The sequence below is a fragment of the Streptosporangium sp. NPDC049078 genome (assembly GCF_040648855.1).
GTDB lineage: Bacteria > Actinomycetota > Actinomycetes > Streptosporangiales > Streptosporangiaceae > Streptosporangium.
The window spans coordinates 178,621-198,853 of the sequence record NZ_JBEZEL010000005.1 but is presented as its reverse complement, the minus strand read 5'-3'; the positions used below and the strand labels follow the sequence as shown (position 1 = coordinate 198,853).

General features: G+C 68.3%; 21 protein-coding genes. 14 read left to right on the top strand and 7 right to left on the bottom strand.

Annotated features, from left to right (window positions below; translation table 11 throughout):
* Position 1 precedes the first annotated feature (1 nt).
* From AB0B90_RS10015 to AB0B90_RS10005, 3 genes are all read right to left on the bottom strand, one after another.
* Complete coding sequence (locus tag AB0B90_RS10015; protein WP_362922007.1) at positions 2–961, bottom strand: NUDIX domain-containing protein; 960 nt, start codon at positions 959–961, stop codon at positions 2–4.
* 933 nt (positions 962–1,894) lie between these two features.
* Positions 1,895–2,131 (bottom strand): hypothetical protein, encoded by a 237-nt coding sequence (locus tag AB0B90_RS10010; protein ID WP_362922005.1) that lies wholly within the window; start codon positions 2,129–2,131, stop codon positions 1,895–1,897.
* Positions 2,128–2,541: an ATP-binding protein gene (locus AB0B90_RS10005; RefSeq protein WP_362922003.1), complete on the bottom strand. Its 414-nt coding sequence runs from the start codon at positions 2,539–2,541 to the stop codon at positions 2,128–2,130. The genes AB0B90_RS10010 and AB0B90_RS10005 overlap by 4 nt, the downstream gene beginning before the upstream one ends.
* Positions 2,542–2,803: 262 nt before the next feature.
* On the opposite strand from AB0B90_RS10005, the gene AB0B90_RS10000 reads away from it, so the two are divergent.
* The 5 genes from AB0B90_RS10000 to AB0B90_RS09980 all read left to right on the top strand — a co-directional run bounded on the left by AB0B90_RS10000 (position 2,804) and on the right by AB0B90_RS09980 (position 5,140).
* Positions 2,804–3,652, top strand: a complete 849-nt coding sequence (locus tag AB0B90_RS10000; protein WP_362922001.1) for a helix-turn-helix transcriptional regulator — start codon at positions 2,804–2,806, stop codon at positions 3,650–3,652.
* A 7-nt stretch (positions 3,653–3,659) separates the two neighbouring features.
* A complete protein-coding gene (locus AB0B90_RS09995) occupies positions 3,660–3,857 on the top strand; it encodes a DUF397 domain-containing protein (protein ID WP_362921999.1) in 198 nt (65 codons plus the stop codon).
* 37 nt (positions 3,858–3,894) lie between these two features.
* Positions 3,895–4,098: a DUF397 domain-containing protein gene (locus tag AB0B90_RS09990; protein ID WP_362921997.1), complete on the top strand. Its 204-nt coding sequence runs from the start codon at positions 3,895–3,897 to the stop codon at positions 4,096–4,098.
* Between the two features lie 58 nt (positions 4,099–4,156).
* Positions 4,157–4,351, top strand: a complete 195-nt coding sequence (locus tag AB0B90_RS09985) for a DUF397 domain-containing protein (RefSeq protein ID WP_362921995.1) — start codon at positions 4,157–4,159, stop codon at positions 4,349–4,351.
* A gap of 243 nt (positions 4,352–4,594) precedes the next feature.
* The gene (locus AB0B90_RS09980) at positions 4,595–5,140 is read left to right on the top strand and encodes a hypothetical protein (RefSeq protein ID WP_362921993.1); all 546 of its coding nucleotides are present in this window, start codon (positions 4,595–4,597) and stop codon (positions 5,138–5,140) included.
* A gap of 133 nt (positions 5,141–5,273) precedes the next feature.
* Here AB0B90_RS09980 and AB0B90_RS09975 read toward each other — a convergent pair whose 3' ends face one another.
* The 4 genes from AB0B90_RS09975 to sigJ form a co-directional block, all read right to left on the bottom strand.
* The gene (locus tag AB0B90_RS09975; RefSeq protein WP_362921991.1) at positions 5,274–5,468 is read right to left on the bottom strand and encodes a hypothetical protein; all 195 of its coding nucleotides are present in this window, start codon (positions 5,466–5,468) and stop codon (positions 5,274–5,276) included.
* A 154-nt stretch (positions 5,469–5,622) separates the two neighbouring features.
* Entirely contained in the window at positions 5,623–8,382 is a 2,760-nt protein-coding gene (locus AB0B90_RS09970; protein WP_362921989.1) for a M14 family zinc carboxypeptidase, read from the bottom strand.
* Between the two features lie 231 nt (positions 8,383–8,613).
* A complete protein-coding gene (locus AB0B90_RS09965; RefSeq protein WP_362921987.1) occupies positions 8,614–8,967 on the bottom strand; it encodes a hypothetical protein in 354 nt (117 codons plus the stop codon).
* 55 nt (positions 8,968–9,022) lie between these two features.
* Positions 9,023–10,060: an RNA polymerase sigma factor SigJ gene (sigJ, locus tag AB0B90_RS09960; RefSeq protein WP_362921985.1), complete on the bottom strand. Its 1,038-nt coding sequence runs from the start codon at positions 10,058–10,060 to the stop codon at positions 9,023–9,025.
* A 198-nt stretch (positions 10,061–10,258) separates the two neighbouring features.
* Between sigJ and AB0B90_RS09955 the strand changes: the two genes are divergently transcribed.
* The 9 genes from AB0B90_RS09955 (at position 10,259) to AB0B90_RS09915 (ending at position 20,167) form a co-directional block, all read left to right on the top strand.
* On the top strand, positions 10,259–10,768 hold the full coding sequence (locus tag AB0B90_RS09955; RefSeq protein WP_362921983.1) for a carboxymuconolactone decarboxylase family protein: 510 nt from the start codon (positions 10,259–10,261) through the stop codon (positions 10,766–10,768).
* A 112-nt stretch (positions 10,769–10,880) separates the two neighbouring features.
* Positions 10,881–12,518, top strand: a complete 1,638-nt coding sequence (locus AB0B90_RS09950) for a carboxyl transferase domain-containing protein (protein WP_362921981.1) — start codon at positions 10,881–10,883, stop codon at positions 12,516–12,518.
* Between the two features lie 61 nt (positions 12,519–12,579).
* Entirely contained in the window at positions 12,580–14,589 is a 2,010-nt protein-coding gene (locus AB0B90_RS09945; RefSeq protein ID WP_362922219.1) for a biotin carboxylase N-terminal domain-containing protein, read from the top strand.
* Between the two features lie 70 nt (positions 14,590–14,659).
* Positions 14,660–15,472 carry an enoyl-CoA hydratase-related protein gene (locus AB0B90_RS09940; protein WP_350944000.1) on the top strand — a complete coding sequence of 271 codons (813 nt, stop codon included), beginning with the start codon at positions 14,660–14,662 and terminating at the stop codon, positions 15,470–15,472.
* Positions 15,472–17,271, top strand: coding sequence for an acyclic terpene utilization AtuA family protein (locus AB0B90_RS09935; RefSeq protein ID WP_350944249.1), 1,800 nt, complete (start codon positions 15,472–15,474; stop codon positions 17,269–17,271). Before AB0B90_RS09940 ends, AB0B90_RS09935 begins: the two co-directional genes overlap by 1 nt.
* Positions 17,272–17,589: 318 nt before the next feature.
* Positions 17,590–17,814 carry a hypothetical protein gene (locus AB0B90_RS09930; RefSeq protein ID WP_350944002.1) on the top strand — a complete coding sequence of 75 codons (225 nt, stop codon included), beginning with the start codon at positions 17,590–17,592 and terminating at the stop codon, positions 17,812–17,814.
* A 135-nt stretch (positions 17,815–17,949) separates the two neighbouring features.
* Positions 17,950–18,801: a helix-turn-helix transcriptional regulator gene (locus AB0B90_RS09925; protein ID WP_350944003.1), complete on the top strand. Its 852-nt coding sequence runs from the start codon at positions 17,950–17,952 to the stop codon at positions 18,799–18,801.
* Between the two features lie 67 nt (positions 18,802–18,868).
* Positions 18,869–19,138 (top strand): hypothetical protein, encoded by a 270-nt coding sequence (locus tag AB0B90_RS09920; protein WP_350944005.1) that lies wholly within the window; start codon positions 18,869–18,871, stop codon positions 19,136–19,138.
* A gap of 282 nt (positions 19,139–19,420) precedes the next feature.
* Positions 19,421–20,167: a hypothetical protein gene (locus AB0B90_RS09915; protein WP_350944006.1), complete on the top strand. Its 747-nt coding sequence runs from the start codon at positions 19,421–19,423 to the stop codon at positions 20,165–20,167.
* Positions 20,168–20,233: the final 66 nt, after the last annotated feature.

Sequence of the window (20,233 nt, the reverse complement as noted above, 5' to 3'; positions counted from 1 at the left end):
CTCATCTGGCCTGATCCAGTAAGAAGAAAACAATGGAGCTAACCAGCCCGAGCACGCCCACCGCCATTCCATAGAACTCCCATGGCCTGGCTCTGACGATATGGCGCAGCGTGCGCCGCTGCGTCGTATTCAGGCTCAGCGGCAGCGCTTCGAGGCCACCGGGCAGCGTAGCGACCGCCTTCCGTAGTCCTCCCATATCGAGCCCTGTCCCGCCGACTTTGGCATCTTCGGCCAGCAGCGTCGCGGCCTGCACCCAGCTGGCGTCCGGCCCGGCCGCGAGCCGATCGCGTGAGGAGCGTAGCTGGAAGAACGTCATCTCGTACGCGGTGAGCACACCCATCGTGCGTGACGGCTGCACGACGTGAGCAACACAGAACTCCACCAACTGGTCGGTCCTTGTATCGAAGGCGAAGCCTGGGAGTTCCTCCTCTAATTCGCGGATCGCCACTTCGCGCGGTGTCGAGTCGGTCGGCCGCGCCTTGCCACCGGGGAGTTGGTACTGTCTGGCCGCACCGTCGTAGAGGACGAGATAGCGCTCACCTTCACCTCGCAACCGCGCCTTGATGAGTACTTGGGCAACGCATACCTCCCGCAGTGGCCGCGCGCCGAGGCTGAGCCGAGCACGCTGACGCTCCATCAAATAGAGCAGTTGAGGACCCGCGAGAATGTCAGCTCCGGACTCGGTCAGTTCACCTGCCCGGTTACGAGTCCAATCAGCCAACGCCTTGCCGCTGTCGGCGTACTCGGCCAAGCTACGCAAAAACCACATTGCAGCCGGATGCGTTGCCTTGACCAGTCGGACACCATCTCGTTCCGTTACTGTGAGCACACCGAACACGCCCAGTAGAGCGATAAGCGCCTCGTCTGCCCCAAGGTCCGCGATCGGCAGAGCGCTCTCGTCCGCCGCCGGAATCCTCCGCAGCACCTCGGCGACCACCACGCCCGCCTCCCACTGGGTCATAACCCAACTCTCTCGCCGCCGGGGCGATTACCGACCTATCGTCGCCTGCGGTTCAGAGCTTGTCGATGGTGCCCGGAGAACTTCTTCCTACCGCAGAGGCTTCGGCCCCACCGGGCTGGACACCCGGCAGCGCGTCAGGCGCCGCTGGAATACGGGCACGGAGGCCGGGCTGACTCTCGCCGATCCAAGCGAGATCGCATACGCCACCGACATAATTACCGCCCAACTCGGCGCCCACCCCTGGGTCGTCCAATTCAACCCGTCGACGCCATTTATCTGCGGTGAGGAATGACGTACTGGCCGTCGCCGCTTGTTGGTAAGTGCTGGAGTTCGATGTCATTCATCTGGGCCAGTAGGTCCTGGCGGTTTCTGGCTGCGATCGGACCGGGGGTGTTGGGGAGCCAGGCGGCGAAGGCCCAGTGGCGCCAGAGGATGACCCAGCCGGGGTGGCGGGCCTCCAGGTCGCGAGCCCGGGCGCTGGCGTTATCTGTCTCGCCGCCAGTTTCGGGGTATCGAGGTCAGTACGTACGGGGCCTATGCCGCGACGGCGGCGGCCTTTGGGGCGGAGGGGTTCGTTCGCCAGCGTGACCATGAAAATCCATCGCTTTCCGTCATAGCGAGGATGGGGAGGACGGCGTCTCGACCCGAACGAGTGGGAATCAGGTCCATGGACGCCGGCCTTTTGTACGGTCCACCCCAGTAAGGGGGCCGCAGGCGTGGACCGGCTCCGAGTTCAGGGGATCGGTGGGAAGTGGGGAAGATCTCGCCGAACCCGGAGGCCGGGAGTTCAGAGTTGATGGGGCTGGGTTGGGAGGTCGAATCGGATGCCGGTGCCGGGCTGGCGGGTGCCACGCACGTGAGGTCCACTTGGTTGCCGCAGTGTCGGCAAGTGAGTTCGGTGGCGAAGAACCGCCTGGCATAGTGACAGCGCACTCAGCTCGGGTGTGGCTCGCGGTCGCCCGGCGGGCAGGACGGGTTGCACAGCACGTCGACCCAGATGTCGGCGACCGGCGCGGTGATCTGCTCGACGGTCTCGGCCGGGATCACGTCGTCGGTGACGTCGGCCCAGATCAGGCGTACCGCGGCGGCCAGCGTGACGATGTGGGTGCCGCACCCCGCACACAGGCGGACCTCGTCGGGCAGGTCCAGGATGGGCAGCGGACCGCTCATCGAGACCTCCACTCCGCGCAGACGAACCAGACGGACTTGCCGTCCGACGGCTTGCCCTCCGACGCCGGTACGACGCCCCACCGGTCGGCGTAGGCCGTGACGATCGCCAGCCCGCGACCGTGCTCCTCCTCCGGACCGGCCGGAACCGGGTTCGGCCACACGGCGCTGTGGTCGGTGACCTCCCCACGGACGACCCGCCCGTACCGGTACAGGGCGAGGGTGATCGGCGCCTTGCCGTGCAGGATCGCGTTGCTCACCAGCTCGGACACGACCATGGTCACGTTCTCCGCCACAGAGGACATGTCCCAGGCGGCGAGGGCCTCCCGCACGAGGCCGCGCGCCTTACCGACCGCTTCGGGATCGGCAGGCAGATCCCAGTACGCCTCAAGGGCGTTTCGAGGTGTCTTCATAAGTGCTCCAGCGAGGGCGAGGCCGACAGAGGGAGTGCCGCACTTGGCGTACGCGAGCTCAGAAGCACGAGGTTGGAACCCGACTCAGGCAACAGCTGATGTCACGCAGAATCATGATCTCCTCACACAACGTGTTCGCTCGCGGCCCTATGATGTGGCCTGCACAGTCCATACTGCAACTCTCATTTTGAAACTCGACCGATATGTCTTCCCTTGTGCCAGGTGCTCTACGATCGACTTCCCTACGCCCTGGAGGTAACCGATGACATACAGTGGCCAGAGTCCAACGGTGCGCCGACGGCGCCTGGCCGCCGAACTCCGGGGTTTGCGCGAGGCCGCAGGCCTGACCATGGAGGAGGTCGCTCAGGCGCTGGACATGTCACGGGCCACGATTTCGCGTCTCGAAACAGGCAAAACGGCCCGGCCACGACCTCGCGACATCCGAGACATCCTTGATCTGTACAGGGCAGAGGACGCTCACCGGGAAGCGGTCATGGACCTCGTCCGGGGTGCTCGCGAGCGGGGATGGTGGGAGCAGTACAAAGGTGTCTTCACCGGCACCTACGTAGGACTCGAAGCCGAGGCATCCTCAATCGACACCTTCGAACCCCTCGTGATCCCTGGCTTGCTGCAAACCTCCGCGTATACAGCCGAACTGATCCGAGCCTCCCTGTCTTATGATCCTGCCGAGCTCGACAAGCGCGTGGAAGCTCGGATGCGCCGACAGGAGATTCTGCGGCGTCCGAACCCGCCCCGATACCGGGCGATCATCGATGAGGCAGCCCTGCTACGGCCGGTAGGTGACACGGAGGTCATGCGCGACCAACTTCGCAAGTTGATCAACACCCATCCGCTTGAGCACGTGACCATTCAGGTCATGCCGATGTCGGCAGGCCTGCATGTCGGCATGTCGGGCCATTTTGTTATTCTGGAATTCCCTGATTTCACTGATCAGGACGTTGTCTATATTGAAACACCGACAGACAATCTCTACCTTGAAGAGCCCAAACAGCTCGAACGCTATAACCTGATGATGCAGCGCCTCGTCGCCGACGCACTTGGAGCTGACGCCTCGATCGCATATCTGTCCGAACTCATCGACCGGTTGTGAGACACCAATGGATCTGTCTAGCGCCGAATGGCACAAGAGCACCCTCAGCCAAGGCGACAACAACAACTGCGTGGAAGTCGCCCGCAACCTTCCCGGCATCGTCGCGATACGTGACTCGAAGGCCCCCAACGAGCCGAGCCTTATCTTCACCCCGTCGGAGTGGTCCGCCTTCGTCAACAGCATAAGAAACGGCCAGTTCGACTGATCAAAACCCGCCGCGCAGCTATAGCCGAGAGGAAATCGTGAATCTTACCCAGTCCGATCTCACCTGGCGTAAATCCAGCCTCAGGTCGGCAGAGGGACAAAACTGTGTCGAGGTCGCGGCGCTCCCCACTGGCGGCCAGGCCGTACGGGACTCCAAAGACCCCGACGGCCCCGTCCTGACGTTCGCCTCGGGCGAGTGGTCTGCGTTCATCAGCGGTATCAGGAACGGCGACTTCGCCTAACAGGCCCGCTGTACCGGCATAGCGACGATCAGCCTAATCGACCGGTTGTGAGGCACCGATGGATCTGTCCGGCGCCGAATGGCGCAAGAGCACGCTCAGTCAGGGCGGCGGCAACTGCGTGGAAGTCGCCCGCAACCTTCCCGGCATCGTCGCGGTACGTGATTCGAAGACCCCCGACAAACCGATCCTGATCTTCACCACCTCGGAGTGGACCGCCTTCATCAGCGGTATCAGGAACGGCGAGTTCGGCTGACGGGCACCGGCTATACGGGCATGACCGTGACCAGTCGCCGGGCCAGGGCTTTCGCTTCGGCGAGTAGCCCGGTCGGTGGCTGGTCGAGATCGAGGGCGTGCTGGCCGACTCAAACGGCACCAGTAGCAATGAATCGCTATTCCTGGCGGATCCCACCTGATAGACCGACATGAAACCGGGTCCCGGGGTTCGGAACATCGAACCCCGGGACCCGCCGCGTTACCTGACACTGAAAGGAACAGCGTGAGCTCAACGGTTGAGACCGTCGTCTCCGGAGACTCCGAGAACACCGTCATCCGTGCTGAGTTCCCCGTGAACTACGCGCAGTTCTACCTGTTCGACGGCAACACGTATCGAACCGTGCACCCAGAGCCCAAAGCACCTGGACTGTCGAACGCGGGCATCCTGCGAACTGTACGAGGAGGAGCCCACTTCGTTACCGGCCTCTATCTGGGAAACATCGACTTGACCGTATCCCTGCACCACCACGCCCCGGAGCCGCTGCTGGAGGAATACGAGGACGTGGTCGAGGCCAGCTTCCAAACCGACCTCGACCCACTCGCGGTCATTGCCTGGGATTCCACAAAGTACATCGCCCTGCCACAGCTGCCGTCCAAGGCCGGCTGGTACCGGCTGCGCTACCACGCCCGCAACATGGACCAGGCCTTCGACCTGCGTTCCACGGTGATCATCGACTCGTTTCACCTTCAGATATGGCCCACCCCTCAGAGCGATGCCAAGGTCCTCCGAGTGGTATCGGACAGGGCCCGCCGCAAGTTGTCCCGCTGACCACAAAAATCCAACGGCGCCATCTGCCTGCCGAACCCAGGCCGCCGCGCGGCCTGTCGTCTCACAGGGCGCGAGCGGCGTCACCCGGTCCGAGGGGCCATGGTTTCCCTCACGTGGCGTACGCGCCGGCCGTTCACCCCTTGCCCTCGTTGTTCTTCTTGCCGGTCGTGAAGGCCACCCCCAAACCGGCGCCGACGGCGATACCGAGGCCCATGCCCATGGCCAGGTTGCCGAGTGCGACTCCCAGGGCGGCGCCGATGGCGACGCCGACGGCGATGCCCATGGAGAGTCCGGTTGCGGCCTTCGACGCTTCGTCTTTCTCATCCATGCGTCTGCCGCTTCCCCCGCTCCGGCGGAACATGCGCCCCATCGGGCCGACATCTTGGCGCGGCGGCCTTCCTTACTCACACGGACGCACGACGGCGGGCCCGGCCGGACGAATCCGGCCGGGCCCGCTGTGCTCTATGAGACGGATACCGGGATCAGGCGACGACGGAGCGGAGCGGAATGCCCGCGCCGTCCAGATCACGGATCAGGTCGCGGACGTACGGGTGCTCGTCGGCCGTCAGGCCGTCGGGGTTGGGGATCGTGATGTACGTCGAACCGGAGGCGGACGCCGTCTGTGCCGTGTCGGTGTACTTCTCGATCACCGCCTGTGCCCGCGCGAGGTCGGCGTCGGCCACCTCGATGGTGATCGGCCGCCACTCCCCGCCCAGGTTGGGCAGTTCCTCCGCCTGCTCCGCGGCGCTGCGCGAGGGCTCCGCACGCAGGGTCCGCTGCTGGGCGGCGGGCGTTCCCCCCTGGTACAGCAGGGCGTTCGCGACGAGGTGGATACCGTTCTCGTTGTACGCCCTGAACAGCGGGTTGTAGGCGAAGAGGACGGCGCGTCCGGCACCGGTCGGCTCGTCGACGATGGCGGCCGTGCCCTTGAGCGCGTCGGACCCCACCGTGTAGCCGTTGGACCAGAACCTGCCGTCGGACGGGTAGGTGAGGACGTTCCTGCCGGTGGTGCTCGGGTTCAGGATGGGGTCACCGTTGTTGAACTGGAAGTCCTCCAGGGGACGGCCGAGCGCCACCGGGTTGTCGCTCGCCACGTCCACCCGGAAGTGCGATCCGATGACCTGGTAACCGGTCGGCTTGGGCTTCTCGGTCGTGGAGGTCAGCCCTGCGGCACGGGCGACCCGGGTGCCCTCGTTGCGCAGTCCGATGTAGGTGCCGCCCGCGGCCACCCACTGCTTGAGGTTGGCCTGGCCCGTGGCGGTCAGGCCGCCCGTGGAGTTGCTCCCGTCGGGAACGAGCACGACGGTCCGCTCGGTGAAGGCCGGGGTGTTGTCGTTGATGTCGGCCGTGGTCACCGGCTTGAGGTCCAGGCCCCAGCGGTTGCCGAGCACGTAGCGGGCCTCGCCGTACGACCCGGAGGTCGTGCTGATGCCGGTTCCGGAGAACAGGCCGACGTCCGGGGTGCGCAGCGGGCTGCCGGAGGCCGCCGCCGAACCGCCCGTGACGGTGACGCCGAGCGACTTGGCGAGCTTGTCCAGCGTGTTCGGGGTGAGCGCGCCCGCGGGCAGGCTGACCACACCGCTCGTCAGGTCACGCGAGAGCGGCACGCCCGAGGCGAGCAGCTTGAAGGTGAGCTCGGAGGCCGCGGCCGAGTCCAGCGGGTAGGAGTAGGAGCCCTTCGGCGGAGCCGAGGAGGCGATCCCGCCCTCGATGTCCTTGACCAGGTCGACCTTGGGTGACAGCTCGTCCCCGGTGTAGATCGTGTCGACGCCCATCAGCAGCGGGTTGCTCCACGAGGAGACGTCGTAGAAGTACGGGAACGGGGCGTAGGGGTTCTCGCCGATGAGCGCCTGGATCCAGTGCTTCTGCGGCTGGTTCATCGGGATCCAGTAGGCGCCCTTGGGAACCGTGAGGTTGGCGGCGCTCCTGCCGCCGAGAATCTTGGCGCTGGGCACCGTGACGGGGTTCTTCAGCCGGTAGACCTCGACGTCCATGTCGCGCAGCCGCTCGACCAGCCGGCGCACGTCGCCGATCTGCCGGTCGGGCAGCAGGAAGTACGAACGGATCTTGATGTCGGGCACCGGGAACTGGACCGTGTTGGTCGGCTGGACGACCTCGTTCGGCTGAAGGGTGCCGGCCGCCCCTTCCTCGATCGCGGTCCGCCAGATCGAGTAGTAGCCGTTGAGGACCTCATTCTTGTTGTCGGCGGCCCAGCCGGTCGTGGCCCACTGGGTGTTGAACTGCTGCTGCACCCGGTCCTCCACGGCCGAGGCGCTGCCCTTCTCGTACGTCATGCCGGCGGCGCCGAAGCCCGCGGCCGGCACGGTGTCGCCGTAGCCCATGTAGAACAGGTCGTACGTCGAGTAGTTGAAGTAGCACTCGGTGGTGACGCCGGGGGCACAGGCGCCGTTGTAGCCGAAGCCCTCGCCGTTCGCCGCTCCGATGCGGTTGATCCAGTTCACCGGCTGGTCGGCGATCTCGTGGTGGATCGGGTCGGCGTTGGGCGGGAAGAAGTACTGCCGGCCGCCCATCTCGTGCGCGTCGACGAAGACCTGCGGCGGGTATTTCCGCAGCATCTCGATCTTGGCGTCGGTCTCCGGCTGGGTGCGGGCGAACCAGTCCCGGTTCAGGTCGAAGCCGTAGTTGTTCTGCCGGCGGTTCGCGTCGCGGCCGTCCGGGTTCTGGGTCGGCACGATGACCGTGACGAGGTTGTCGTTGCGCTTGGCGACGTCGCAGGACAGGCCGCTCGCGAGTTCGTACAGGGTCCTGAGCGCGGCGTCCGCGCCGCTCTTCTCACCGCCGTGCACGTTGCCCGCGATCCAGACGATGGCGGGAGAGTCCTTGGCGATCCGCGCCGCCTTGTCGGCCTTCAGCGAGCGCGGGTCGCGCAGCGAACCGACCTGATCGGCGATCTTCTTCAGCTGGCCGGGAACCATGTGGTGCTGGTCCGACACGATGGCGTAGGGCAGTTCCTGGCCGGAGACGCTGTGCGCCATCGTTCCGGTGACCACGCGCTTCGAGGCGCTTCCCACGGCCTTCAGGTAATTGTTGATCTCTTCCGTCGTGAGGATCCTGGGCTGTCCCTGGCCCAGCGGGAAGCCGAAGAACTGCTCGGGGCTCGGCACGCCGGCCGCGTGGGCGGTGGGGTCGGTGCTGCACTTGTCGCCGACTGGACCGGCTTGCGCCGAGGAGGTCGGTGTCAGGGCGAGCACGGCCGATACGAGGACCGCGACACCTAGCACCTTCCCATAGGGGGATTTTCTGCACGTCGTCGTGCGAAACCGCATTTCAACTCCAGACAGGGGACGGGGGGTGACTCTGGGGAGAGCCCCGGCCAGGAAAGGATGAATTCACGGCGAACAGTATTAGAAAGCAGCAAACCGGACAAGAGGGAAGGAAACTTCACAACACCGTGCCAATTGTCGTGATTTGTCGTTTCTCCAGGTGGGGGCATCGGAGAGTGGCCGAACCAGCTATACCGGAGTGCGTTGGCCGGTCAGGACTCGGCTGAGGTGAAGGACGCTCATCCCGAACAGCAGCACGCCCAGCGGGAGGTGCAGGGTCGTCATCCCCGCGATGCCCAGTGCCACCTGAGCCAGCGTGAGCCCCAGGAACACGGCCGCGTACAGGATGGGCCTGGGTGAGCCGCCGCCCGGACGCCACAACAGGATCGCGGTGGCCAGGTGCACCACCGCCACGGTGAACACGCTGTACGCCGAAGCGCTGTGCAGCGCCCGTCCGCCGGGCGAGGACAGCAACAGGCCCGCGGTGATCGGCGCGGTGAAGACGACCAGGGTTTGCAGAGCGATCACGACACGCAGGAACACGGATGACTCCTTGACGGCTGCGGGGTGGAGGAAGACGGCGACGGCGGCGTGCCTTCTATGCCGTCGTCCAGGGCCGGAGCTTCTCGGGGTTGCGTACGGCCCAGATCCGGGTGACCCGATCACCCGCGACCTCGAACGCCATCACCGCCTCGGTGACGCCGTCGCGCTGAGCGACCAGACCGGGCTGGCCGTTGACCGTTCGCTCCAGGATCGTCATCCCGGGTGCCAGGTCGGCGATCGCCATGGCGTAGCGCGCGATCTGCTCGCCGCCCTCGATCGGGCGGAGCAGGGCGCTGACGACGCCGCCCCCGTCGGAGACCATCGTCACCTTGGGGTCGAGAAGTCCGATGAGAGCGTCGATGTCCTTGGCCTCCCACGCCCGTTTGAAGTCCCTGACGACGTCGGCGCGCCGGGCCGCCGGAGTCGCGGGGACCTGTGCGGCGCGGATGCGGCGGCGGGCCGAGGATGCCAGCTGGCGGCAGGCCGCCGGGGTACGGCCGACGATCTCGGCCACCTCGGCGAAGGAGTAGCGGAAGACGTCGTGCAGGACGAACGCGACGCGTTCGGCCGGGGTCATCGATTCGAGGACGACGAGGAAGGCCATGTTGACCGACTCGTCGAGGGTGACCCGATCGGCGGGGTCGGTCAGGTCGGTCACGGTGCCGCCCGCCCGCCCGCCGAGCAGCTCTGTACGGTCCGGCAGCGGCTCGGGGATCCATTCGCCCACGTAGCGCTCCCGCCGGGCACGTGCCGAGCCGAGCAGGTCGAGGCAGACGCGGCCGGCGACGGTCGTCAGCCAGGCGCCGGGCGACTCGACGGCCTCCCGCTGTCGCCGCGACATGGCGTACCAGCGGGCGTAGGTCTCCTGCACGACGTCCTCGGCGTCGGCCAGGGAGCCGAGGAGCCGGTAGGCGAGATTGATCAGCTGACGCCGCTCGCTCATGACCGCGCTCAGGCTCGGGTCGGTCGGGTCGTCTCCTGGCTCGGGCGGGACGGTCATGGTGGCGTCGGCTCCCTCGGTGTGGTTGCTGGTGTGGCTGCGCTCACCGGATCGACGAGACAGCGCGCCGAACTGTGAGGCCGGTCGCGTCACCTCACATTCTCGGCGGTTGTGTCGTCGGAGTTCCCGGACACCGTCCAGCACGCGGGAGGACTCCGCACCCCGACCCGGGACGCGGGTCACCGTCGGAAGTCTCACCTCGGAAGGCGGGCCGTCCTCCACGGGGTCGAGGACGGCCCGCCGCCGGGGCGTGAGCTTCGGAAACACCGCTGACATCGAGAGGAAGACATCGTGACGTCCACCCCCAGGAATGCCGAGCAGGACGACCTCAGGTCGCGTCTGCCCGATCCCTCCCAGTTCTTTCCCGAGGTGATGTCGATCGCCGGAGCCATGATCAAGGCCGTCCAGAACGGTGCGATTCCGCAGATCACCGTCGGCCTGGTGCAGCTCCGCGCCGGGCAGATCGTCGGCAGCACCTACCACGCGATCCGGCAAACCGACAATCTCCGCAAGGCCGGTGAAACGGAGGAGCGCATCACCGCCGTGGCGTCATGGCGGGACGCCCTCTACTTCACCGACGCCGAACGGGTCGCGCTGGAACTCGTGGAGGCCGTCCTCACCCCGAACCCGTTCGGGGAGCGCGTCCCCGACGAGCTGTACGCCAGGGCGTCGGCCCACTACGACGACAAGGCGCTCTGGACGCTCATCCTCGCGATCGGCCAGATCTGCTTCTTCATCCCCGTCGCCCTCATCGCCAAGCCGATCCCCGGTATGCCCCCGGGGAAGAACTACCGGGCGTAACATCCCTCGGGCGTGAGCACCATCCCTGGCGGGGGCACCGGTTGTGGGCTACCTTGCTTGACGTGATCAGGGGCGCGGGTATGACGTTCGTGTCAAGCGAGGGGGCGGAGTCATGAGCCGCCTGGACACCACGGGTGACGACTACCGGGCGCGGCGCGAGGCGATGCTCGCCAAGCTGGCGGAACTCGACGCCGAGCACGCCAAGGCCGTGGCGGGCGGCGGCGAAAAGTACGTCGACCGGCATCGCGCGCGAGGCAAGCTCCTCGCCAGGGAGCGGATCGAGCTGCTCGTCGACCCCGACTCGGCGTTCCTGGAGCTCTCACCGCTCGCGGCCTGGGGCAGCGACTTCCCGGTGGGGGCGAGTGTGGTCACCGGGATCGGGGTGGTCGAGGGCGTCGAGTGCGTGATCGTCGCCAACGACCCGACCGTGCGGGGCGGCTCGTCCAACCCGTGGACGCTGCGCAAGACGCTCAGGGCGGCCGACATCGCCTTCGAGAACCGGCTGCCGCTGATCAACCTGGTGGAGTCAGGCGGTGCCGACCTGCCGACCCAGAAGGAGATCTTCATTCCCGGCGGCCGGATCTTCCGGGACCTGACCCGCCTGTCGGCGGCCGGGATTCCCACGATCGCCCTGGTCTTCGGCAACTCCACGGCCGGTGGGGCGTACGTGCCGGGGATGAGCGACCACGTGGTCATGGTCAAGGAGGGCGCGAAGGTCTTCCTCGGCGGGCCGCCGCTGGTCAAGATGGCCACCGGGGAGGAGTCCGACGACGAGTCGCTGGGCGGCGCCGAGATGCACGCCCGCGTCAGCGGCCTGGCCGACTACCTCGCCGCCGACGAGCACGACGCGTTGCGGATCGGGCGGCGGATCGTCAAAAGCCTGAACCGGCGCCGCCCCGGCCGGTCCCCCGGCGCCGTGCGTGACCCGCTGTACGACGAGGACGAGCTGCTGGGCATCGTGCCGGAGGACCTGAAGATCCCGTTCGACCCGCGCGAGGTGATCGCGCGGGTGGTGGACGGCAGCGAGTTCGACGAGTTCAAGCCCCTGTACGGCGGGAGCCTGGTGACCGGGTGGGCCCGCCTGCACGGCCGTCCGATCGGGATCCTGGCCAACGCCCGCGGCGTGCTGTTCAGCGAGGAGGCGCAGAAGGCGGCGCAGTTCATCCAGCTCGCCAACCAGGTCCGCGTCCCGCTGGTCTTCCTGCAGAACACCACCGGATACATGGTCGGCAAGGACTACGAGCAGGGCGGCATCATCAAGCACGGCGCGATGATGATCAACGCGGTGTCCAACTCGTCCGTACCGCACATCACGATCGTGATGGGCGCCTCCTACGGCGCGGGCAACTACGGGATGTGCGGCAGGGCCTACGATCCCCGCTTCCTGTTCAGCTGGCCCGGTGCCAAGTCGGCCGTGATGGGTCCCGCCCAGCTCGCCGGGGTGCTGTCCATCGTCGGCCGGGCCGCCGCGCAGGCGCGCGGGCAGGTCTACGACGAGGAGGGCGACGCGGCGATGCGACAGCTGGTCGAGGCGCAGATCGAGGCCGAGTCACTGCCGTTCTTCCTGTCGGGCCGCCTCTACGACGACGGCGTGATCGACCCCCGCGACACCCGGACGGTCCTCGGCCTGTGCCTGTCCGCCATCGGCAACGCCGCCGTCGGCGACACCGGCGACGCCGCCTTCCACGGCGCGGCGGCCGGCAACACCACCGCCCCGCGGCCCTCGGGCTTCGGCGTCTTCCGGATGTGATCGTGACCACGCCCATGCCCATGACCACGCCCATGTTCCGGATGTGACCGTGACCACGCCCATGACCGGCGCCACGCCGATCCGCCGCCTGCTCGTCGCCAACCGCGGTGAGATCGCCCGCCGCGTCTTCCGTACCTGCCGCGACCTCGGTGTCGAGACCGTCGCGGTCTTCTCCGACGCCGACGCGGACGCGCCGCACGTGGCCGAGGCCGACCATGCCGTACGGCTCGCCGGTGTCAGGCCCGCCGACACCTACCTCGCGGTGGAGAGGGTCGTCGAGGCGGCCCGCCTGGCGGGGGCCGACGCGGTGCACCCCGGCTACGGCTTCCTGTCGGAGAACGCCGCCTTCGCGCGGGCCGTGACCGAGGCCGGGCTGACCTGGGTCGGTCCTCCGGCCGAGGCCGTCGCCGCGATGGGCTCCAAGATCGAGGCCAAGGCGCTGATGGCCCAGGCGGGGGTCCCGGTGCTGCCGGGCTTCGTCGCGAGTCCCGACCACTCGGCAGACGACCTGGACGCCATGTTCGCCCGGATGGGTGGACCGACCTCAGAAGGGGCCTTCCCTCTGCTGGTGAAGGCGTCGGCCGGTGGCGGCGGGCGCGGGATGCGCGTCGTGCGACGCGCCGAGGACCTGCCGGAGGCGGTCGAGTCGGCGCGCGGGGAGGCCGCGTCGGCGTTCGGGGACGGCACGGTGTTCGTCGAGCCCCTGCTGGAGTGCGCCCGGCACATCGAGGTGCAGATCCTGGCCGACGGGCACGGGACGGTGTGGGCGCTGGGCGAGCGGGAGTGCTCGATCCAGCGGCGGCATCAGAAGGTGGTCGAGGAGACTCCGTCCCCGGCACTCTCCGCCGCGATGCGGGCGCGACTCCTCGACGCGGCGGCCACCGCCGCGCGGGCCATCGGGTACGTCGGCGCCGGGACCGTCGAGTTCCTCGTCAGGGAGGAGACGGTCGCCTTCCTGGAGATGAACACCCGCCTGCAGGTGGAGCACCCGGTGACCGAGTGCGTGTACGGCGTCGACCTCGTCGAGTGGCAGTTGCGGATCGCCGAGGGCGCCCGGCTCCCCGCGTCGCCGCCCGAGCCGTCCGGGCACGCCGTCGAGGTGCGTCTGTACGCCGAGGACCCGGCCCGCGACTGGCTTCCGCAGAGCGGCGTCCTGCACCGCTTCGAGGTCTTCGGGGTGGACTCCCGCTTCGCGTCCCCGCCGGGTGGGCGCCACGGCCTGCGACTGGACTCCGGGGTCGAGGACGGCTCGGAGATCGGCGTCCACTACGACCCGATGCTCGCCAAGGTCGTCTCCTACGGTGCGAGCCGCGCCGACGCGGTGCGCAGGCTCGCCGCCGCGCTGGCGGGTGCGAGGATCCACGGTCCGGTCACCAACCGGGACCTGCTGGTCGAGGTCCTGCGTCATCCGGCCTTTCTCTCCGGAGAGACCCACACCGGATTCCTGGAGGAGCACGGGCTCACCGGGTCCGGCCGAGACGCCCACGGGGTCGTGCGCCTGTCCGCCCTCGCCGCCGCGCTCGCGGGGGCGGCGGCGAACCGGGCGACGGCGACCGTGCAGGCCGGACTGCCGAGCGGGTGGCGCAATGTGGTGTCGCAGCCGCAGCGCACCTCCTTCGCGGAGGCGGAGATCTCCTATCGGATCACCAGGGACGGCCTGCGCGCCGAGAGGTTTCCCGATACGGTCCTGATCGGCGCGACGCCCTCGCTCGTGGTGCTGGAGACCTCGGGCGTGCGGCACCGGTTCGCCGTCGCCCGCTACGACGACGTGACGCACGTGGACTCCCCCCTCGGTTCCGTACGGCTCACCCCGCTGGCCCGCCTGCCGGAACCGGTGGAACACGTGCTGCCCGGCTCCCTGGTGGCGCCCATGCCGGGTACGGTGCTGCGGGTCGACGTCGAGGTCGGCGAGACCGTCGGGGCGGGGCGGGTGGTCGTGGTGCTCGAGGCGATGAAGATGGAGCATCGGATCGCCGCGCCCGCGCCGGGTACGGTGGCGGCGGTGAACGTGGCGCCCGGCCGCCAGGTCGAGGCGGGGGCGGTGCTGGCCGTCATCGAGGAGCGGACGTGACCTTCCGGCTCTCCGGCAGGCTCCGTGGAGTCCCGGGGAACGGGAGAAGGTCTTGGAGGAAAGGACCGAAATGAGGACCGACGGCGGCTGGCCGGTGGAACGCCTGGTGCACAAAGAGGTGTCCGGCGGGGTGGCGACGATCACCCTCGACTCCCCCCGCAACCGCAACGCGTTGTCGGTGCGGCTGCTCGGCGACCTGGAGGACCGGCTCAACTGGGCGCTCGCGGAGGAGAGTGTCCGGGTGATCGTGCTCACCGGGACCGGTCCCGTGTTCTGCGCGGGCGCCGACCTGAAGGAGCAGCGGGTCGCGCCGGGGGACGCGCACGAGGCGCCGGTGACCGCGTCGTTCCCGGAGATCATGAGCCTGATCTGGGAGAGCCCGAAGCCGGTCGTCTGCCGGCTGAACGGTACGGCTCGGGCCGGAGGGCTCGGCCTGGTGGCGGCCTGCGACTTCGCGATCGCCCCCGACTCGGCGTCGTTCGCGTTCAGCGAGGTGCGGCTCGGCGTGGTGCCCGCGATGATCTCGGTGACCGTGCTGCGGCGGCTCGACCCGCGCGCCGCCGCCGAGTACCTGCTCACCGGCGAGACGTTCGACGCCGCCCGCGCCGCGGAGATCGGGCTGCTCACCCGCGCCGTTCCCGGGGAGGAGCTGGACGCGACGGTCGCCCACTACACCGGCATGCTGCTGCGCGGCGGCCCCGAGGCGCTCGCCCTCACCAAGCAGCTGGTGCGGACCGTGCCCGAGCTGAGCGTCGAGGAGGGCATGCGCCAGATGGCCGAGCTGTCCGCGAAGCGTTTCACCTCCGCCGAGGGCCAGGAGGGGATCGCCGCCTTCATGGAGAAGCGGCCCGCGTCGTGGATTCCGGCGCCGGAGTCGAGCTGATGTTGCGCGTCGCCAACTGCTCCGGCTTCTACGGTGACCGGCTTTCCGCCGCCAGGGAGATGGTGGAGGGCGGCCCGATCGACGTGCTCACCGGCGACTGGCTCGCCGAGCTGACCATGCTCATCCTCGCGGGGAACCGGTCGAAGGGCCGTCCCGGCTACGCGCCGACCTTCCTGCGGCAGCTGGAGGAGGTCCTCGGGACGTGTCTGGAGCGGGGCGTCAAAATCGTCTCCAACGCGGGCGGGCTGGATCCGGCCGGGTGCGCCGAGGCCGTGCGCGAGCTGGCCGGACGCCTCGGGCTGCCGGTGCGGGTCGCCCACGTCACCGGTGACGACCTGACCGGCCGTGACCTGGGCGGCGCACCCAACGCCGACACCGGTGAGCCGCTGCCCGCCCCCGCCCTGACCGCCAACGCCTACCTGGGGGGCCGCCCGATCGCCGCCGCCCTGTCGGCCGGGGCGGACGTGGTGGTGACCGGCCGCGTCACGGACGCCGCCCTGGTCACCGGGCCGGGGATCTGGCGGTACGGGTGGGGGCCGGACGACTTCGACGCGCTCGCCGGTTCCGTGGTCGCCGGGCACGTCATCGAGTGCGGCTGCCAGGCGACCGGCGGCAACTACGCGTTCTTCGGCGAGGTGCCCGACCTGGCGCACTGCGGGTTCCCGCTGGTGGAGCTGGAGGCCGACGGCTCCAGCGTGGTCACCAAGCACCCGGGGACCGGCGGGCTGGTCTCGGTGGGCACGGTCACCGCGCAACTGCTGTACGAGATCGCCTCACCCCGCTACCTCGGTCCCGACGTGGTCGCGCGCTTCGACACGATCCGGCTGGAGCAGGAGGGCCCCGACCGGGTCCGCGTCTTCGGGGTGCGCGGCGAGGCGCCTCCCGACTCGCTCAAGGTCGCCGTCAACTACCTGGCGGGCTACCGCAACACCATGACGCTCGTGCTGACCGGCCTGGACATCGAGGCCAAGGCCCGGCTGGCCGAGGAGGCCATCTGGTCGCGGGTGCCGAGGGAGTCGTTCGACCAGGTCCACGTGGAGCTCACCCCGCTCGCCGGGACCGCCCTGCTGCGCGTCACCGTGATGGACGCCGACCGGCGGAAGGCCGGGCGTGCCTTCTCCTCGGCCGTGGTCGAGACCGGCCTGGCGAGCTATCCGGGCTTCTACGGCCTCACCCCTCCCGGTGACGCCTCGCCGTACGGGGTCTACTGGCCCACGCTCGTCCCGGCGGAGACGGTGCGGGCCCGCGTCTGGCTCGACGGCCGCGAGCTTCCGGCCGTGCCCGGTACGGACGACGCGTCAGGCGCGGGCGAGGCGTCCGGCACGGACGTACCCGGCACGGACGAGAAGCCCGCCGGGTCCCCGGAGGTGACGGTCTCGCCGGCCGCGAGCGGCGGTGGAGGTGAGGCGGCGGGCTCGGTGGACGACACCGACCTCGGACGGCACGGCGGCGAGCGCGGCGACGGTGAGACCGCCCGGGTCGCGCTGGGAACGATCGTGGGCGCCCGCTCGGGCGACAAGGGCGGCAACGCCAACCTGGGGGTCTGGGTCGCCACGCCGGAGCGGTTCGAGTGGCTGGAGGCCCACCTCACGGTCGACCGCCTGGCGGAGCTCCTGCCGTTCACCGCCGGCCTGCGGGTCGAGCGCTTCGAGCTGCCCAACCTGCTCGCCCTCAACTTCGTCGTGCACGGCCTGCTCGGCCGGGGTGTGGCCGCGAGTCCTCGTCTCGACGCCCAGGCCAAGGCCCTCGGGGAAGAACTCCGCGCCGGGTTCGCCGACATCCCCCGGCGCCTCCTCTGATCCGCTCACCGCGCCACGGCGACCTTCCATCACGCCGGGCCGGGGAGTACGCGGTGACGGCCTGCCGCAGACTCGGCATCGTCTTGAGGGCGCCCGCGCGGGCAGGGGTCCGGCAGCCGGGGTCGTGCTCCGCGCCACCCCGTTGAGCCGGTTCGCCCTCGTCCGCAGATTCATGTCACATGCGGGGAGATGTTCAGCTGCCGTGCGCCGAAATAGGCGGAATACGCGCCGTCCGGCTTTGAAACCTTCATGCAACCTTCCGAAATCTAGGATTGCACGCAATTGCTCCATGAGTGTGATTCGGGGAAGGACTCAAACATGCGCCTCCGGTTTCTTGGCTCCACCTCTGAGGCGGGGGCCTGTCCCTCCCTCTACGAAACCGATCGCGGGACCATCGTGGTGCAGGGTCTCCGGGTGACCGACGCCGAGGCGATGGCCGACCTGCGCCACGTCCTGGACGGCGAAACCGCCGTCGAGGTACCCCGTGAGCTTCTCGTAGAGATCGCCCGCCGAGTACTTTCTGTAAATATTGGTCACGATTAGGAGTGCTCTATGGTTTGATCCACATGCTCGGGGCTAGCGTCGTTCCGCACCATGGGGAGGCGACGTGAGCACGCGGGAACGACGGGCGGACCACAGCCGCGGCACACGGCCCGCAGGAACGGCCGAGGAGATCGGGTGAGCGGGTTCCAGCAGGCCAGGACCGAGCTCGGCATGCGACTGCGGCACCTGCGAGAGACCGCCCACCTGTCGGGCAAGGACCTGGCCGAGCGGCTGAGGTGGCAGGCGTCCAAGGTCTCCAGGATCGAGAACGCCCGCCAGACCGTCACCGAGGACGACGTCACCCGGTGGGCGCGGGCGGTGGACGCCTCCCCCGAGGTCGTCCAGGCGCTGTTGGAGCAGGCCGCGGGCCTGCTGGACCGTCAGGACTCCTGGCGGCAGCGGCACCGCGGCGCGCTGGTCACGCTCCAGGAGGACATCCGCGACGTGGAGGCGCGGACGACCCTGCTGCGGGCCTTCGAGCCCGGCGTGATCATCGGGCTGCTGCAGACCACCGAGTACGCCCGGAGCATCTTCACGCGGATCAAGCGCCTCTACCGGGAGCCCGAGGAGATCGACGCGGCCATCCGGGTGCGCATGCAGCGCCAGGACGTCCTCTACGACCAGAGCAAACGCTTCAGGTTCGTCATCCCGGAGGCGGCGCTGCGCTACCGGCTGGCCCCGCTGAACGTGATGCGCGGGCAGCTCGACCGATTACTCGCGGTGACCGCGCTGCCGAACGTGGAGTTCGGGGTGATCCCCTTCGAGACGCCCCTGCCCTCGGCGCCGCTCAACGGTTTCTGGGTGTACGACGAGGACCATGTGACGGTGCCGACCAGGACGAGAGACCTGCTTCTGCGCGACCCGGAGGACGTCGCCTTCTACATGCAGGCTTTCGAGGAACTCCGCGAGGTCGCGGCCTTTGGCGAGGGCGCCAGATCGGTGATCGTCCGAGTACTCAGCGATTTATCAGGACAATTAAAGGACTAAACCCTGCAATTGCTTGATTAGCATCCCAAGATCGTGCAATTCTCTGTCCAGACGGAGGTGACTCACGATGCTGGACACGCTGTCTTGTCTTGAGAGATTCATTGCCGCCATACGGCTGCACGGCGACCTTTCCGTGCAGCGGATCTCGTTCGGCGACCCCGCGTACGTCTACGTCCGCAACCGTTTCAGCAACACCCTGGCGGAGACCGTGACCTGCGCCCAGGACGGCGGCTTCATCACCTCGTGGGGATATCGGCTCGGCACCAGCGACGACATCGACGACGCCGCGGCCCGGCTCGCCTTCCTCCTCGCCGCCATGCCCACCCCCCGGATCTGAGCGCCCCGGCACCGGGCCGGTCTCCCGTACGCCGGGTGCCGCGAAACCGCCCTCGCGCGTGGGCGCACGCGGGTCCGCCACTCGGTCCTGTCCATGCCACCTCGACCCGTCCGACCGCGAATCCCGGTGCCGCCAATCGGACGGCAATCGGTCGTTCATCGCCTGCTCGGACACTCGTGGGGAAGCAGGCCGCCGATCCCGGCGGCCTTGCCGGCGCGTGACGCCTGTCGGGGGCGATCGAGGCGGTCCGTCAGTCGGCTCACACCGACGGAGAGGACTCCGATGTCCGAGCAGACGAGCACACCCACCTTCGCCGACCAGGTGCCGGAGACGGACTTCCCGGAGTGGGCCAGTGCCGTTCGAACCGACCTGCAGACCTACATCAAGACCCACGTGCCCGAGTTGGCCAGCAAACGAGACCCTTTCGAGGCCATCGACAAAAAGCTGTCAAGCCTGACGTACGCCATCGCCTACTACGACAAGGCCGAGAGCACGGCTCGCGAGGAGTTCATCGCGTGGCTGGAGGAGAACGACACGGGCGCCTGGGGGACCTTCGTCGCCCATACGACCCGGATGGAGACGCTGAAGGCTCAGGAGAAGGAGAAGAAGGACAAGGACTCGCTCGCCTCCAAAGCGCTGGAAGAGGCGCAGCGCCTGACCAGGAAGTACGGTGCGGGCGCGGGCAGAAAGGCGGGCACGGTGATCGCCGTCGTCAGTCATGCCGGGACGGGCAAGACCTGGTCGGGGACGAGCGGGGAATACTCCCTCTCCACGAAGCATCCGGTCATGGCGAAGGTCCTGACCGGCGTGAGCCAGGTCGAGGATTGGCCGATCACCGCGTGCGGAGAGGTCGCCGCGATGAACGCGTACCTCAACAGCACCGGTATCACCGAGATGGCCAAGATTCCCAAGGACATGCTCTACTTCCACGCCCAGACCTGGAACGCGACCGGCGGGAAGTGGCAGGCTCGCTCCGCGTGCGGGAACTGCGACCAGTGGCTGAAGAAGATCGGCGCCAAACGGATCTGAGACCCGCTCGCACCGGCCGCGCTCCGGCTCACCTTCCCACCCTGATCGAGGGCTGAGGAACAGGCG

Bases quoted from the DNA above. Each gene is read 5' to 3' on its own strand.
- AB0B90_RS10015 (WP_362922007.1), bottom strand. From the start codon at position 961: ATGACCCAGTGGGAGGCGGGCGTGGTGGTCGCCGAGGTGCTGCGGAGG.
- AB0B90_RS10010 (WP_362922005.1), bottom strand. From the start codon at position 2,131: ATGAGCGGTCCGCTGCCCATCCTGGACCTGCCCGACGAGGTCCGCCTG.
- AB0B90_RS10005 (WP_362922003.1), bottom strand. From the start codon at position 2,541: ATGAAGACACCTCGAAACGCCCTTGAGGCGTACTGGGATCTGCCTGCC.
- AB0B90_RS10000 (WP_362922001.1), top strand. From the start codon at position 2,804: ATGACATACAGTGGCCAGAGTCCAACGGTGCGCCGACGGCGCCTGGCC.
- AB0B90_RS09995 (WP_362921999.1), top strand. From the start codon at position 3,660: ATGGATCTGTCTAGCGCCGAATGGCACAAGAGCACCCTCAGCCAAGGC.
- AB0B90_RS09985 (WP_362921995.1), top strand. From the start codon at position 4,157: ATGGATCTGTCCGGCGCCGAATGGCGCAAGAGCACGCTCAGTCAGGGC.
- AB0B90_RS09975 (WP_362921991.1), bottom strand. From the start codon at position 5,468: ATGGATGAGAAAGACGAAGCGTCGAAGGCCGCAACCGGACTCTCCATG.
- AB0B90_RS09950 (WP_362921981.1), top strand. From the start codon at position 10,881: ATGAGCCGCCTGGACACCACGGGTGACGACTACCGGGCGCGGCGCGAG.
- AB0B90_RS09945 (WP_362922219.1), top strand. From the start codon at position 12,580: ATGACCGGCGCCACGCCGATCCGCCGCCTGCTCGTCGCCAACCGCGGT.
- AB0B90_RS09940 (WP_350944000.1), top strand. From the start codon at position 14,660: ATGAGGACCGACGGCGGCTGGCCGGTGGAACGCCTGGTGCACAAAGAG.
- AB0B90_RS09935 (WP_350944249.1), top strand. From the start codon at position 15,472: ATGTTGCGCGTCGCCAACTGCTCCGGCTTCTACGGTGACCGGCTTTCC.
- AB0B90_RS09930 (WP_350944002.1), top strand. From the start codon at position 17,590: ATGCGCCTCCGGTTTCTTGGCTCCACCTCTGAGGCGGGGGCCTGTCCC.
- AB0B90_RS09920 (WP_350944005.1), top strand. From the start codon at position 18,869: ATGCTGGACACGCTGTCTTGTCTTGAGAGATTCATTGCCGCCATACGG.
- AB0B90_RS09915 (WP_350944006.1), top strand. From the start codon at position 19,421: ATGTCCGAGCAGACGAGCACACCCACCTTCGCCGACCAGGTGCCGGAG.